This is a genomic window from Luminiphilus syltensis NOR5-1B (assembly GCF_000158175.1).
GTDB lineage: Bacteria > Pseudomonadota > Gammaproteobacteria > Pseudomonadales > Halieaceae > Luminiphilus > Luminiphilus syltensis.
Window position 1 is genome coordinate 653891 of sequence record NZ_DS999411.1, and the last position, 13982, is coordinate 667872.

The window sequence follows — 13982 nt, forward strand, 5'->3', positions numbered from 1 at the left end:
CCCTGTCATCGCGACGTAAAGCTGCACCGGGCAGTCTCCACAGGTGCTCTTAACGGCGTGCGACGTAAAGCTAAGTTTAATCACAGACGGACTTTCTGTGAGTCGCGTTTATATCAAACAATCAAGCTTGCTTTTTTTATGGGCCACTCCTAGTATCGTAGGGATCGATAAAAACTTTAAAAGGTACTGTGGCAATGGCGCTGTCTTCTGAAGCACTGCACAAGGTTTACTACACGATGACGACCATCCGGCAGTTCGAAGAGCGGATGATCAAGGAATTCATGGCCGGTAATATCCCGGGGTTTGTTCATACCTATGATGGCCAGGAGGCCGTCGGTGTCGGCATCTGCACCCACCTGACCGACGAAGATATCATCGGCAGTACGCACCGCGGTCACGGCCACTGCATCGCCAAAGGCTGCGATATTGAAGCAATGATCCTGGAAATCATGGGCAAGCAGGGCGGCCTGTGTAACGGCAAAGGCGGCTCGATGCACATCGCCGATTTTGATCGCGGCATGCTTGGCGCAAATGCCATTGTCGGTGGTGGTCCGCCGCTGTGTAACGGGGCGGCGCTGTCGGCAAAAACCCTGGGCACCAAGAACATTGCGGTGTCGTTCAGCGGCGACGGCTCCTCCAACCAGGGCACCGTCATGGAGGCGCTGAATCTGGCGGGGGTTCTCGACTTGCCCCATATCTTTATTTTCGAAAACAATCACCTGGCCGAGGGAACCGGCGACGAATACGCCGTTTCGGGCGATATCGCCAACCGAGTCGCCTCTTTCGATATCCCCGCGGTCAAGGTGGACGGCCTCGACTTCTTCGCGGTCTACGATGCCATGGAGAAGGCGGTGGAGCACACCCGATCAGGTAAGGGCCCTTACGCCATCGAGGCGGACGTCATTCGTTTTGACGGACACTTCATCGGCGATCCGCAGGCGTACCGCGGTGAAGGAGAGCTCGATGACCTTCGCGCCAACAAAGACTGCCTGAAAATCTTCCGCAAGCGTGTCACCTCCGAGGGTCTCATGACCGACGACGAGCTGGATATGCTGGATGCACAGGCCGGCGATGCCATTGAGCAGGGCGTACAGCGGGGATTGGCAGCGCCACAACCCGCCGTCGAAGAACTCTACACCGACGTCCACGTCAGCTACTGAATAAAGGAAATAACAATGTCAGAGTCAGCCGTTAACGAGCACCCCGTCAAAACATTGCGAGAAGCACTCAATGAGGCACTGCATCAGGAAATGGAACGCGATTCCCGCGTCATTATCATGGGCGAGGAAGTGGCCGGTGGCGCCGGCTGTAAAGGCAGCGACGAGGCCTACGGTGGTGTCTTCGGCGTAACCAAGGGCCTGGGGACCAAATTCGGCCGCACCCGCGTTATCGATACCCCCATCACCGAATCGGCGATTATCGGCGCCGCCGCCGGCGCCGCCAATACCGGGCTGCGCCCCGTCGCCGAACTCATGTTTATTGATTTTATCGGCGTCTGCTTCGACCAGATCTTCAACCAGGCGGCAAAATTCCGCTATATGTTTGGCGGCAAAGCCCGCACCCCCATCGTGATCAGGGGTACAGCCGGTGCCGGTATGCGCGCTGGCGCACAACACTCGAGCATGCTGCACCCGGTCCTGACGCACATACCGGGGCTCAAGGTCGTCATGCCCAGCAATGCCTACGACGCCAAGGGCTTGATGATCTCCGCTATACGGGACGATGACCCGGTCGTATTTATCGAGCATAAACTGCTCTACGAGACCAAGTGTCCGGTCCCCGACGAGATGTATACGATTCCCTTTGGGGAGGCTGCCTTTGCCCGTGAGGGTTCCGATGCCACCATCGTCGCTTTCGGTGCAATGGTGCCCAAAGCCATTGCTGTCGCCGACAAGCTGGCGAAAGAAGGCATCCACTGCGACGTCATCGACCCGCGGACGACATCGCCCCTTGACAGCGAGTCCATTCTCGAAAGCGTTGAGGTGAGTGGCCGCTTGATCTGCGTCGACGAAGCCAATCCGCGCTGTAGCCTTGCCGCTGACGTCTCGGCCATTGTCGCGGAACATGCGTTTTCTTCGCTGCGCGCACCGGTCAAGTGCGTTACCGCTCCGCACACACCCGTGCCGTTCGCACCCGTTCTCGAAGATGCCTACATCCCCAGTGAAGCAGCTATCGAGCAGGCCGTTCGAGAAACCCTCGGAGGTCGATAATGGCTAACTTGAACAAGGTAGCCATGCCCAAGTGGGGCATGGAAATGACCGAGGGTGAAATCGCCGATTGGCATGTCTCCGTAGGGGACACCATCGATATGGGCGATGACGTTGTCGATGTCGAAACCGCAAAGATCGTCAACACCGTTACGGCTTCATCGTCGGGAACCGTCGTCAGAATTTGCGCCAACACCGGCGACATCGTGGCTGTGGGTGCGCCGCTTGTCGTGCTTGCCGACGGCGACGCCACCGACGATGAAATCGACGCGTTTATGGGCTCAGGTGCACCCGACCCCGCCGACGTGGCTGTCGAGGAGGCTCCCGCCGCACCCGGTGAATCACCCGCCGCTGAAACCGCGGAGCCCGCGACCCCGGTTGCAACCAGGCCGTCGGCTTCCTCCAGCCTCAGCGCTGGCGGCGATGACAGCGAAGTGCCGGCCACGGTGGTCGCCCGACGCCTGGCCAAGGCCAATAATATCAACCTGAATAATGTCAGCCCCAGCGGTCGGCACGATCGTGTGACCGTCGAAGATCTCCGGAGCGCGGCTGATGCGGCCAATGTGGCTGTCGACCTGCCCGCGGGACGCGACTTCGGCGAAGCGGTACTGCCTGATGACAGCGGTGTGAAAGCGAGCCCTGTTGCCCGAAGATTGGCTGCCGAACTGGGTATTAACCTGAACGAATGTCGACAATCGGGCCGTCACGGTCGGGTCAGCAAGGCCGATGTCGAAGCCGTTGCCGCGAGAACAAAATCGGCAACCTCCTCCAGCGCCGAGCCTACCGGAACCGCGGCGCCGCCTGAGTCTCTAGCACCCGTGCGAACCCAGCTGAGCGGCATGCGCAAGGTCATCGCGCAGCGCGTGCATCAGTCGAAGCAATCTATTCCTCACTTCAGGGTGAACATTGATGTCGACGTCACCGAGGCGATGGCACTGCGAAAACAGCTCAATGCGCATCGAACCGATGTCAAAATTTCATTAAATGACATTCTGATCAAGGCCTGCGCCTGCGCGCTTCAGCAAAACCCGGCACTCAATGCCCGTTTTGATGGCGAAACCCTCGAGCAATTCTCCGAATGCCATATCTCATCGGCGGTTGCCATCGACGGCGGGGTCATGATGCCTGTGCTTCGATCAGCAGAACGGCATGGACTCGCCAGCATATCTTCCGCCATGCGTGACCTCGCTACTCGAGCCAAAGTAGGTCGGCTCAGCGGTGAGGAACTCGATGGTGGCAGCTTTAGTATCAGTAATCTTGGCATGTTCGGGATTAGCAGCTTTGATGCGATCATCAATGCGCCCCAGGTCGCAATCCTCGCCGTCGGCAGCGCGGAGAAGAAGCCCGTCATCCGCAATGATGAGGCCACCGTCGGCCAGATAATGAGCCTCAGCGTGGCAAGCGATCACCGGGTGGTGGACGGTGCCGATGCGGCGCAGTTCCTTGCTGATCTGAAAGCGCTCATTGAAAATCCTGCAATGATGCTGGGCTGATCGCGTGGCAACCGTGAGCGATTTCGATATTGCCGTGATTGGCGGCGGGCCCGGCGGCTATTCAACCGCCATTCGTGCTGCACAATTGGGCTTTTCCACCGTGCTGGTGGAGTCCGCAGAGCTGGGTGGCGTCTGTCTCAACTGGGGTTGTATTCCCACCAAGGCGCTGCTGCATTGCGCGGAGCTCATCGCCGACATCGGGAGCGCCAGTCAGTTTGGCATCGAGGCCTCTGTCGATAGCATCGATTTGGAAGCCATGGTCAGGCACAGCCGGCAGACCGCGGGGAAGTTGTCCAAGGGGGTGGAATTCCTGCTGCGTAAAAACAAGGTAACCCACCTTTCCGGGCACGGCAGTATCCCTGAAAAAGGCAAGCTCGCAGTCACCACGAGCACCGGCGAGCAACAGGAGTACCGCGTACCGCATATTATCGTCGCAACCGGTGCGCGCCTGAAGCAGCTGCCCAGCCTGCCATCAGACGATTCCCGGATTTGGGACGCCCGAGCGGCAATGACTGCAACGACACGACCCGATCATCTGGTCGTTATTGGTGCGGGTGCCATTGGCGTCGAGTTCGCCAGTTTTTACTCGGATATCGGCGCTCAGGTTACCCTCGTTGAAGCCGCCGACCGGGTGGTACCCACCGAAGACCCGGAAATCAGCGAGCGCATGGCCAAGGCTTTGGCTAAGCGTGGCATCGACTGCCGTACCCGCACGCGGTTTGCCTCCATGGACGCCATGCCAGACAGTCTCACAGTCAATGTGACCAAGAGCGATGGCTCCGATGGCGCTATCGCCTGCGACCGTTTACTGGTGGCCGTCGGTGTGGATGGCAACATTGAGGGCATGGGTCTCGAAGCGTTGGGGCTCGACACCGACAAAGGCTCCATCGTGACTGGCGCTTATGGTGAAACCAATGTGGCGGGGGTGTATGCGATTGGCGATGTTGCCGGCGCACCCTGGCTGGCGCACAAGGCCGTACATGAGGGCATTGCCTGTATCGAGCATATCGCCGGGATGGATATCAAGCCCGCCGGTGAACGGCTGATACCGGGGTGTATTTATGCACGGCCTCAAATCGCCAGCATCGGATTGAGCGAACCCGCGGCAAAGGCGGCGGGGAAAAAGATCAAGGTGGGCAGATTTGACCTCACCGCAAACGGTAAAGCACTGGCAGCTGGCCATAGCGACGGACTCATCAAGACGATTGTCGACCAGCAGACGGGGGAGCTCCTTGGCGCGCACATGATTGGTCACGGTGTGAGCGAGCAGATACAGGGCTTCGCCCTCGCCATGGGTGCGGAGATCACTACCGAAGAATTTGCCGAGACGGTGTTCCCCCACCCCACTATTTCAGAGGCCATGCACGAGGCCGTGCTCGATGCCGAAGGCATTGCGGTGAACCACTGAGCCCTGTCATGAGTCAGCAAAAGCCCCTCCATGAAGGACTCTTTACCTGGCCACCGGGTCAGGTGGAACTGCTCGGCAGCCGATGCCAAAACTGCGGGGAGCATGCCTTCCCCGCACAGTCGAGCTGTCGCGCCTGCGCCGGCTCAGAAACCGAAGTAGTAAGTTTGGGAAATCAGGGTTCGCTATGGACCTGGACCATCCAATCCTTCATGCCAAAAGCGCCCTACGCTACCGATGAAACCGCCGAAACCTTCCGACCCTATGGCGTCGGCTATGTGGAAATGGCCTGTGGACTACGCGTGGAGAGCCGACTCCGCGAGAGTTCGGTCGGAGACCTGCGTATCGGCATGCCCATGGCGCTCGAACTGATACCAGTTCGCCGCGACGAAGACGGTACCGAGTTACTGACCTTTCAATTCCGTGCAAGCCCGGAGACCGCTTAATGGATGTCGCTATCGTCGGTCTCGGGCTACACCCCTTTGGACGCAGTCCCGCACTCACCGGGCTCGAACAGGGGGCCGAGGCAGCGCGCGCGGCACTTCGCGATGCGGGCACCGAGTTCAAGAACATGCAGTTTGCCTTTGGCGGCAGCCAGGACGGTGGCAATGCCGACTCACTGGTGAATCTCCTCGGATTGACCGGCCTGCAGTTCACTAATATCTGGAACGGCTGCGCAACCGGTGGCAGCTCCCTCAATGCCGCCTATTCTGCGATCAAGTCGGGACAGTACGACGTCGGGCTGGTCGTCGGTTTTGACAAGCACCCGAGGGGGGCTTTCAACCCGCAGCCCAGGGATTGGGGGCTCGATGACTGGTACGGTGAAACCGGTCTCATGCTCACCACCCAATTCTTCGCCATGAAGATCCAGCGCTACATGCACGACTACGGCATTTCCAGGGATACCCTGATCCGGGTCGCCGAGAAGGCCTTCAGAAACGGCTCCATCACTCCGACAGCATGGCGGCGTACGGCCTTGTCCCGGGACGAAATCGCGGAAGCCCCCATGGTGAGCGAACCGCTGAACAAGTACATGTTCTGCTCGCCCGCAGAGGGCGGTTGCGCCCTCGTGGTTTGCAGGGCCGATATCGCACAGCGATTTACCCGTAATCCGATTATCCTAAAGACCGCCGTGGTTAGATCGAGAAACTATGGCAGCTTTGAAGTCTTCAGCCCTTCGCAGGCGCCGCTTCTTGGAGATGCACCCACCGTCAATGCCTCGAGGGCGGCCTTTGAGCTCGCCGGGGTCGGACCCGAAGATATCGACGTGGCACAACTTCAGGACACCGAGGTCGGTGCAGAGATCATGCACATGGCAGAAAATGGCTTTTGCGATCATGGCGACCAGGAACAATGGATCGCCGATGGAGTGACCGAAATCAACGGGCGACTCCCGGTTAATACCGATGGTGGGTGCCTCGCCAACGGTGAGCCTGTGGGGGCATCGGGCTTACGGCAGGTCTATGAAATCTGCTTGCAGCTCCGCGGTGACGCGGGAGCGCGGCAGGTTCCAAATCAACCACGAACGGGCTATACCCACGTGTATGGCGCGCCAGGAATAAGCGGCGTCAATATACTGGCCCGATAAGTACAGACATAATGATTTTTCGGAGGATGAGCGATGAATAACGCGACAAAGAAGCTGCAGGGCGATGGCGGCCGGTTTGAGGGCACCACCTGGCAGGACCTGCTCGATAAGGAAACCGTCGAAGTTCCTGATTTTCTGCGGGAGAAGAGCAATCCCTACCTGGGCGATGAGGACCTCTCGGTCGATCGCTACATCAGCAAGGATTTCTTTGACCTGGAAAAAGAAAAGCTCTGGTCGAAAGTCTGGCAGATGGTGTGTCGCGAAGAAGATCTACCCGAATCAGGCGATCACGTGGTTTACGACATCATCGACCAAAGCGTTATCGTGGTGCGCACCAACGAGGGCACACTCAAGGGCTTTATCAACTCCTGCCTGCACCGCGGTCGAAGCCTGCGCGACGAATCCGGCACCGTAGGCGAGTTTCGCTGCCCCTTCCACGGCGCCACCTGGAACCTCGAGGGCGAGTTTCAGGGCATCCCCTGCCAGTGGGACTTTGAGCACCTTGAAGACCGGGATATGTCGCTGCCGGAAGTACAGGTCGACACCTGGGGCGGCTTTGTTTTTATTAACTTTGACCACAACTGCAAGCCGCTTGAAGAATACATGGAGGTGATGCCTGAGCATTTCTCCCGCTATCCGTTGGAGAAGTATTTCAAGGGGGTGCACGTCAAGCGCGTCATGAACTGCAACTGGAAAGTCGGTGCAGAAGCCTTCATGGAGTCGTACCACACGGTTGAGACGCACAAACAGATCCTGACCTTCACCGGCGACGCCAATTCCCAGTACGACACTTACGGCGACCACATCTCCCGCTCCGTGACCCCCATGGGCGTGGCGAGTCCGCACCTCGAGGGCATCTCGGAAGAAGCGATCACGCGGGATATCCTCAAGCTGTCAGGCCGAATGGCCAAAGACTCCGACGAAGGGGTCGACATGCCCGATGGGGTCGACGCGCGACGCTACGTTGCCGACATGAATCGCGGCATGTTCGAAGAAGCCTCAGGGCAGGATTTGTCGGGCGCCACCATGGCTGAGCTCGAGGATGCGATTCTTTACAGCCTGTTCCCCAACTTCCAGGTGTGGATTGGCTACAACGGCAACATCGTTTACAAATTCATTCCCAACGGTGACGATCCCGACAGCTGTATTTTCGAGGTGATGATCCTGTTGCGTTACCCAGAGGGTAGCGAGCGGCCCGACCCGGCACCCTGCCATGTCATCCCCGCGGATGAATCCTTTTCTTCCTATCCCAATCTCGGCGCCCTCGGCCCCGTGTTCGATCAGGACGATGCCAACCTGCCGGCGGTACAAAAAGGCATGAAGGCCTCACACAAAAAGGCGGTGAGCCTCGCGAGTTATCAGGAAAGCCGCATACGGCATCTGCATCAGACCATCGACAAGTACCTGAATGCCTGACGGGAGCCTGCAATGAGTGACTCAGCAAGAACGGCAGGACGCATCAACTGTGTACTCATTGCCGGTGGGCTTTGGCACGATATCGACTTCGCACGACTCGAGCTGCTTAAACTTCTCGCCGAGCACGAGCGTGTGCGCGTGCGCGTGTTTGAAGATTTCGAGAACCTGGAGGCATTGGCCGAAGCGGACTTTCTGATCAGCTACACCTGCAACGTGGTGCCATCGCTCCCGGCTCAGGAGGCGCTACGCGAGTGGGTCCGCAGCGGCGGGCGTTGGTATGCGCTGCACGGCACCAACTCGATTATTCGCCTGATGTCCGACGGTAACTTCGGTACCCCCGACTGGGCCCCCTTGTTCGTGGAAACCCTCGGCTCCATGTTCCGATCGCACCCGCCCATTGAGCCCTACAAAGTTACCGTGGCCAAGCCCGACCACCCGCTGGTCGAAGGTGTCGAGCCTTTCGACGCCAGCGACGAGCAATACCTGATGCGCACCTACGGTGATCTTGAGGTGTTGCTGGAAACCGAATTCGGCGGCGATGCGCCCGGCTTTGTCGAAGACAAATGGGAGCAGGCCAAGCATCCCGTTTTTTACATCAATAAACAGGACAAAGGCGCCGTGCTATACCTGACACTGGGGCACTGTCGCCATCACTACGACATGCAGCCACTGCTCGATTACTGGCCTACCATTGATCGTTGTTCCTGGGATCTTCCTGTGTTTTACACGCTGCTGCGCCGCGGTATTGAATGGGCAATCTCGCCAGTGGATGAAGCCAGCCAGGCAGCGAAGCAGGCCGCTGCAGAGGCAATGGCCGATAGCTAAGCGGTTTAGCATTACCCTCTGTAGCAGGGGGGGGTTAACAGCAGAGGGCGATCTAGCAAGATAGCTCCCGATGGATTTGCAGCACGAGAGAAATAATAAAATGAAAAACAGACCCTTGATCGGACTCAGCGCTGCGCTGTTGATTGGCGGAGCCCTCAGCGCCTCGCCCACACTCGCCGGAGAGGCACTCATCGGCGACCCCAACACCTACTCCCCCCCCGCACGGCAGTCATCGCGGCAGTTGTACTGGGGCGATACCCACCTGCATACCACCCAGTCCCCCGATGCCTTTACCCTGGAAACTCGGCTCGACCGGGAGCAGGCTTATCGATTCGCACGCGGGGAGACAGTGATTGCCGACAACGGAATGGCTGCCAAACTGCGTCGTCCCCTCGACTTTCTGGCGATTACTGATCACTCCGAGTATCTCGGCGTGTTTCCCATGCTGGAGAAAAAAGACCCTCGGCTGAAGGAATGGCAGTTTGGCGACTTTCTTGGGAGCCTGATGGACGAGGGAAAATTTCAGGAACTTGCGCTGGAATTTTCCCTGGCGATTCAGAAAACCGATGCCGAGTTCAAGGTGCCCACGCCAGTGCGGCAGTCAATATGGGAGGATGTCACTCAAACGGCGGATCAGTACTACCAACCCGGCGTGTTCACCACGCTCATTGGTTACGAGTGGACGTCAATGATTACCGGCGACAACCTGCACCGGGTGGTTTTGTTCAAGGGCGACCATGAGCAGACGCACCAGGTTTTGCCGTTTACCGCCCAACACAGTACCGCACCGGAAGATCTCTGGGCGGCACTCACTGACTATGAACGCACCACCGGCGGCGAAGTGCTCGCTATCGCGCACAATGGCAATGTGAGTAACGGACGCATGTTCGGGCCCATCAGGGAAAACGGCAAGGCCTTTGATGCGGCCTACGCCACACAGCGGGCGCGCTGGGAACCCGTTTATGAAGTGACCCAGGTCAAGGGAGACGGAGAAACCCACCCCGCGCTTTCCCCCGACGACGAATTTGCCGATTTCGAGACCTGGGACGACGGCAATATAGCCCTGACCGCGGATAAAGACCCCGACATGCTGCCGTACGAATACGCCCGCTCGGCACTGCAACTGGGGCTGGGCTACGAACGGGAATTGGGTGTGAATCCGTTTAAATTCGGGTTGATTGGCAGCAGCGATATGCATACTGGCCTGAGTACCACCGCCGAAAACAATTACTTTGGCAAATTCGGCCACGATGAACCCGCCAAAGATCGCTTCCGCGAAAAAATGGCGCACCAGCTCCAGGAAAACTGGCGTCTGGTGGCCTCCGGACTCGCCGCCGTCTGGGCAGAGGACAACACCCGCGAGTCGATCTTTGAAGCCTTCAAGCGGCGCGAGGTCTACGCCACATCGGGTAGCCGCATCGGTCTGCGATTCTTCGCGGGTTGGGATTTTGAGGCCCAGGACGTACAGCGGCCTGACTATGCTGATATCGGTTATCGAAAGGGCGTACCCATGGGCGGTGACCTGGTAACCGGGCCAGACGGGGCGAGCCCGACGATAATGGTGGCAGCGGTTCGCGACCCCGATGGCGCCAATCTGGATCGCGTGCAGATTATCAAGGGCTGGCTGGATGCCGACGGGGAAACCCATGAGCAGGTATTCGACGTCGCGCTTTCCGATAATCGCCAGGCAGACCCCAGTACGGGATTGATCCCCCCGGTGGGCGATACCGCCGATCTGGAAAATGCCACCTATCTCAACAGTATTGGTGATGCCGAGCTTGCAGCGGTGTGGCAGGATCCGGATTTCGACCCCACCGAACCCGCCTTTTATTACGCCCGGGTTATCGAGATCCCCACTCCCCGGTGGACGGTCTATGATGCGGCATTTTTTGGGTCCGATATCCCGGACCCGGCACGGATCGCCATTCAGGACCGCGCCTACTCCTCACCCATCTGGTACACCCCACCCTCACCCGAGCCATGAAGTGGTTACGCGAGCCCCTGGTCCACTTTACCGTGATCGGGGCGCTGCTTTTCGCGCTTTATCCCAGCCCGGATGATGACGCAAATTCAAACCGTATTACCCTCGACCGCCCACAGTTGATCGCGTTTTATCAGCAGCAATTCCGGATACCCGACAGCATAAACGCGACCGAGCGGTTCATGACACTCCCCGACAAGGCGCGCCAGCAGGTCATCGATCAATGGGTGCAAGAGGAGGTGCTCTATCGCGAGGCCCTCAGGCTGGGATTACTCGAAGGCGATACGGTCATCCGCAAGCGCCTGGCTCAAAAGATGCGCTTTATCGCTGAGGCTGAAGCCGTCCCAGCCCTCGACATCACACCTGCCGACTTATCGGCCTACGTTGACGAGCATCGTGACCGCTACCGGACGCCCGCCCAGATCTCGTTCAGCCATTTATATTTTGCCCGCGACGACCGCGACCCTGACGGGAAGCAGGCGCTACAGGAGGCGCGCACCGCGCTGAATTCGGCTACCTTGTCATCCACCAGCGCTTTGGGGGATCGCTTCCCGTACCACCGACACTACGCCGAGCGCGATCAGTACTATATCGGGTCTCATTTTGGGGAAGAATTTGCCGAGGAGGTATTTGCCCTAACACCCGATGCCCAGAAATGGCAGGGGCCCATCGCCTCCCGCCTGGGGTATCACCTGGTCAGGGTAACGGCGCTAAGCGCCGCTGCGACACCTAAACTCGAAACGATAAAAGTGCGCGTCGAGGAGGATATTCTGCGCGAGCGACGCCTTAGCCAGCGCGCGGAGGTGCTCAACACCCTGGTCGATCGCTACGAGGTTACCCTCGCCAAAGACCTGCTGCTCGATTCAAGCGACGCCACCCCCTAGCGCGGCTCTATCTTAGTGCGGCTTGGTCTTAGCACGGCTTAGTCTTAGCGCCGCTTGTTTTTAGCGCCGCTTGCGAAACACCAGCAGCGCATTACCGGGCATTTTTCCGGCAAAGGCATAACCCGAGTTGGTGATCAGATAATCCCCATACACCAGCGGTGCAGATCCACCACCCATCGAACCGCCGGTTGCCTCACGCCCACCCACTGCCAACACCGTCTCAGTGGTATCGTGACGCCAGATGACAGTACCGTCGCGCACATCATAGGCGCGTAAGAAGCCATCATTGGAGCCCGCCAGAACGTAGTCGTCGGTCACCGATATCGCCCCGGAGTAACCGGGAAAACACCCCGGCCTACCCTGGCAAATATCGGTCGGAGAAGGCGTGCGCCACAGGTATTTACCCGTTCTGGCATCGAGGGCATACATACCGGGTCGTGCAGGTTCATCGTAAACCTTGCCATCCGGTGCGTCGCTGATGGGAACAAATACCCTGCCACCGAACGTGGCAATACCAAAGTGGACACCGGCAACGACACCGCCACGACCCACTTTGTTTTTCCATAGCAACTCGCCGGTATCCGGCTTTAGACCCACAACCAGTCCGCTTTTGCCCCCCGCCACCAGGACGGGCTCACCCTCCTCCGTGTAGGCGATCACGGGCGCAGCGCCAAAATCATAGTCGGGCCCATCTTCTTCAGGGCAGTTGTAACGTGTGGCTTCTTCGCAGGAGGCATTCCAGGCGTCATTGGTGTGGGCCTGATACACCCATTCGATCTCGCCACTGTGGCGGTTGACGGCAATGACGGAATCACTGGTATCCGTCGCCGGCGACGAGTAGTTTTCACCGGTGCCGACATAAAGATAATCGCCCCAAAATGCGGGACTGTTCCATACCGGCGCACCGGACGGGCCCAGTCGCGGGGTGCCCACCGGATTGGCCCCCAGCGGTTGGGCTGGAGGCAGCCAGTGCGCCCGCCACAGCTCTTCACCGGTGCTCGCTTCAACAGCGACCACGGCGCCGCGAAAGGAGCAGCATTGATACTCCGGGTCAATCGCCGCGCCAACCTCCAGCGACGAAAGGGGTACATAAAGCGTATCGCCCTGCAATACCGCCGACGCCGTCAGCGTAACGCCCGGGTGTTCATCCATTCGTTTACGCCACACCAGCTCGCCAGAGAAGGCATCAAGGGCGTACTGGTGACCGGTCAGATCGCCAAAGAACAGCAGCGGCTGTGCGTCGTCGTCACCCGCCTCCCAGGTCTGGAGAGTCATGCCGGTACGCACCTCGGCACCGGCGACAAATTGCCAGCGTGTGCAGCCGGTCTCCAGATCGAACGCGTAAACAATGCCCTTGTGGCTGCCGACAAAGACCGCGCCCCCGGCAATGACAGGCTGGGAACGGGCCCTGGTTGCACTGGGAAAGGCGAAGGCCCACGCCGGTTCGAGTAGCTTCAGATCGGCGGCGCCGACGTTGTGCAGCTCGGAGCCAATATGATGGCTATTGGCGTCATCGAAGCCCCAGTTAGGCAATCCGGGTGGCTGATCCCGATCAAAGGCGGCGCGATCTGCCGCGCATTCCACACCAGCGGCGAGGGGATCGCTGTTATCGAGCTTGCGTTGGGTAAGGAATTCGGCAATCGCAACACGCCCACTCTCGGGGATTCCGCTGGCGACGCCCTGCATGATGCCATCATTGAGCGCGGAAAGAATCGAGTCCGGCGTCAGTTGGGCCAGGATAAATCGCTGGGGCGCCCGGGGTACCGCGCGATCGTGACACTGGGCGCAATGTTCGGTGTACAACGCAGCACCTTTGGCCTGGGTGTCCGGATCCACATTACGGGTGACATCCGCGTAAGCGTCGGAATTGGCGCGCGCCTGGTGGATATCTTCTGCCATCGCCGATAAAGGCCAAAGCACCGCCAGCATAAGCGTGGTCAACCGGACACAAGCTTGCTGCAACTCGATAGCACTCTGCATGACTAGTCCTTTTTACTATGCAAAAAAATCTGGCACACGCGTGCCGCGTATTTGGAGATTATTGTCTGCCTTCTGGATACATTCATTGTCACCATGTCCGGGTGAAAGAGCCCAGAGCAGCGAGTCTGGCCAAAGCTCCTTTCGCAGAACCTCAGGCGGCACCGACGACCGAATAAGACGCAATAAAACCTTCAGGATTAGCG

11 protein-coding genes are annotated in these 13982 nt (G+C 58.9%); 10 read left to right on the forward strand and 1 reads right to left on the reverse strand.

Annotated elements, in window-relative coordinates:
- The first annotated feature begins 194 nt into the window (after positions 1 to 194).
- The 10 genes from NOR51B_RS02960 to NOR51B_RS03005 all read left to right on the forward strand — a co-directional run bounded on the left by NOR51B_RS02960 (position 195) and on the right by NOR51B_RS03005 (position 11799).
- Positions 195 to 1160, forward strand: coding sequence for a thiamine pyrophosphate-dependent dehydrogenase E1 component subunit alpha (locus NOR51B_RS02960; protein ID WP_009019831.1), 966 nt, complete (start codon positions 195 to 197; stop codon positions 1158 to 1160).
- 15 nt (positions 1161 to 1175) lie between these two features.
- Entirely contained in the window at positions 1176 to 2210 is a 1035-nt protein-coding gene (locus NOR51B_RS02965; protein WP_009018856.1) for an alpha-ketoacid dehydrogenase subunit beta, read from the forward strand.
- On the forward strand, positions 2210 to 3700 hold the full coding sequence (locus NOR51B_RS02970) for a 2-oxo acid dehydrogenase subunit E2 (protein ID WP_040481659.1): 1491 nt from the start codon (positions 2210 to 2212) through the stop codon (positions 3698 to 3700). Before NOR51B_RS02965 ends, NOR51B_RS02970 begins: the two co-directional genes overlap by 1 nt.
- Before the next feature lie 4 nt (positions 3701 to 3704).
- Entirely contained in the window at positions 3705 to 5108 is a 1404-nt protein-coding gene (gene lpdA, locus NOR51B_RS02975; protein WP_009019471.1) for a dihydrolipoyl dehydrogenase, read from the forward strand.
- Between the two features lie 8 nt (positions 5109 to 5116).
- Positions 5117 to 5551, forward strand: coding sequence for a Zn-ribbon domain-containing OB-fold protein (locus NOR51B_RS02980; RefSeq protein WP_040481664.1), 435 nt, complete (start codon positions 5117 to 5119; stop codon positions 5549 to 5551).
- Positions 5551 to 6693 (forward strand): thiolase family protein, encoded by a 1143-nt coding sequence (locus NOR51B_RS02985; protein WP_009019972.1) that lies wholly within the window; start codon positions 5551 to 5553, stop codon positions 6691 to 6693. The genes NOR51B_RS02980 and NOR51B_RS02985 overlap by 1 nt, the downstream gene beginning before the upstream one ends.
- A 33-nt stretch (positions 6694 to 6726) precedes the next feature.
- Positions 6727 to 8109, forward strand: coding sequence for an aromatic ring-hydroxylating oxygenase subunit alpha (locus NOR51B_RS02990; RefSeq protein ID WP_009021403.1), 1383 nt, complete (start codon positions 6727 to 6729; stop codon positions 8107 to 8109).
- A 12-nt stretch (positions 8110 to 8121) separates the two neighbouring features.
- Positions 8122 to 8934, forward strand: a complete 813-nt coding sequence (locus NOR51B_RS02995; RefSeq protein ID WP_009020746.1) for a ThuA domain-containing protein — start codon at positions 8122 to 8124, stop codon at positions 8932 to 8934.
- A gap of 100 nt (positions 8935 to 9034) precedes the next feature.
- Positions 9035 to 10918: a DUF3604 domain-containing protein gene (locus NOR51B_RS03000; protein ID WP_050759513.1), complete on the forward strand. Its 1884-nt coding sequence runs from the start codon at positions 9035 to 9037 to the stop codon at positions 10916 to 10918.
- Positions 10915 to 11799: a peptidyl-prolyl cis-trans isomerase gene (locus NOR51B_RS03005; RefSeq protein ID WP_009019170.1), complete on the forward strand. Its 885-nt coding sequence runs from the start codon at positions 10915 to 10917 to the stop codon at positions 11797 to 11799. The genes NOR51B_RS03000 and NOR51B_RS03005 overlap by 4 nt, the downstream gene beginning before the upstream one ends.
- Before the next feature lie 60 nt (positions 11800 to 11859).
- Here the strand turns inward: NOR51B_RS03005 and NOR51B_RS03010 are convergent, their stop codons facing one another.
- Complete coding sequence (locus tag NOR51B_RS03010; RefSeq protein ID WP_009021441.1) at positions 11860 to 13779, reverse strand: outer membrane protein assembly factor BamB family protein; 1920 nt, start codon at positions 13777 to 13779, stop codon at positions 11860 to 11862.
- Positions 13780 to 13982: the final 203 nt, after the last annotated feature.

Excerpts from the sequence above, each read along its gene's own strand:
- NOR51B_RS02995 (WP_009020746.1), top strand. The coding sequence starts at position 8,122 with ATGAGTGACTCAGCAAGAACGGCAGGACGCATCAACTGTGTACTCATT.
- NOR51B_RS02980 (WP_040481664.1), top strand. The coding sequence starts at position 5,117 with ATGAGTCAGCAAAAGCCCCTCCATGAAGGACTCTTTACCTGGCCACCG.
- NOR51B_RS02965 (WP_009018856.1), top strand. The coding sequence starts at position 1,176 with ATGTCAGAGTCAGCCGTTAACGAGCACCCCGTCAAAACATTGCGAGAA.
- NOR51B_RS02970 (WP_040481659.1), top strand. The coding sequence starts at position 2,210 with ATGGCTAACTTGAACAAGGTAGCCATGCCCAAGTGGGGCATGGAAATG.
- NOR51B_RS03005 (WP_009019170.1), top strand. The coding sequence starts at position 10,915 with ATGAAGTGGTTACGCGAGCCCCTGGTCCACTTTACCGTGATCGGGGCG.
- NOR51B_RS02985 (WP_009019972.1), top strand. The coding sequence starts at position 5,551 with ATGGATGTCGCTATCGTCGGTCTCGGGCTACACCCCTTTGGACGCAGT.
- NOR51B_RS03010 (WP_009021441.1), bottom strand. The coding sequence starts at position 13,779 with ATGCAGAGTGCTATCGAGTTGCAGCAAGCTTGTGTCCGGTTGACCACG.
- NOR51B_RS03000 (WP_050759513.1), top strand. The coding sequence starts at position 9,035 with ATGAAAAACAGACCCTTGATCGGACTCAGCGCTGCGCTGTTGATTGGC.
- NOR51B_RS02990 (WP_009021403.1), top strand. The coding sequence starts at position 6,727 with ATGAATAACGCGACAAAGAAGCTGCAGGGCGATGGCGGCCGGTTTGAG.
- NOR51B_RS02960 (WP_009019831.1), top strand. The coding sequence starts at position 195 with ATGGCGCTGTCTTCTGAAGCACTGCACAAGGTTTACTACACGATGACG.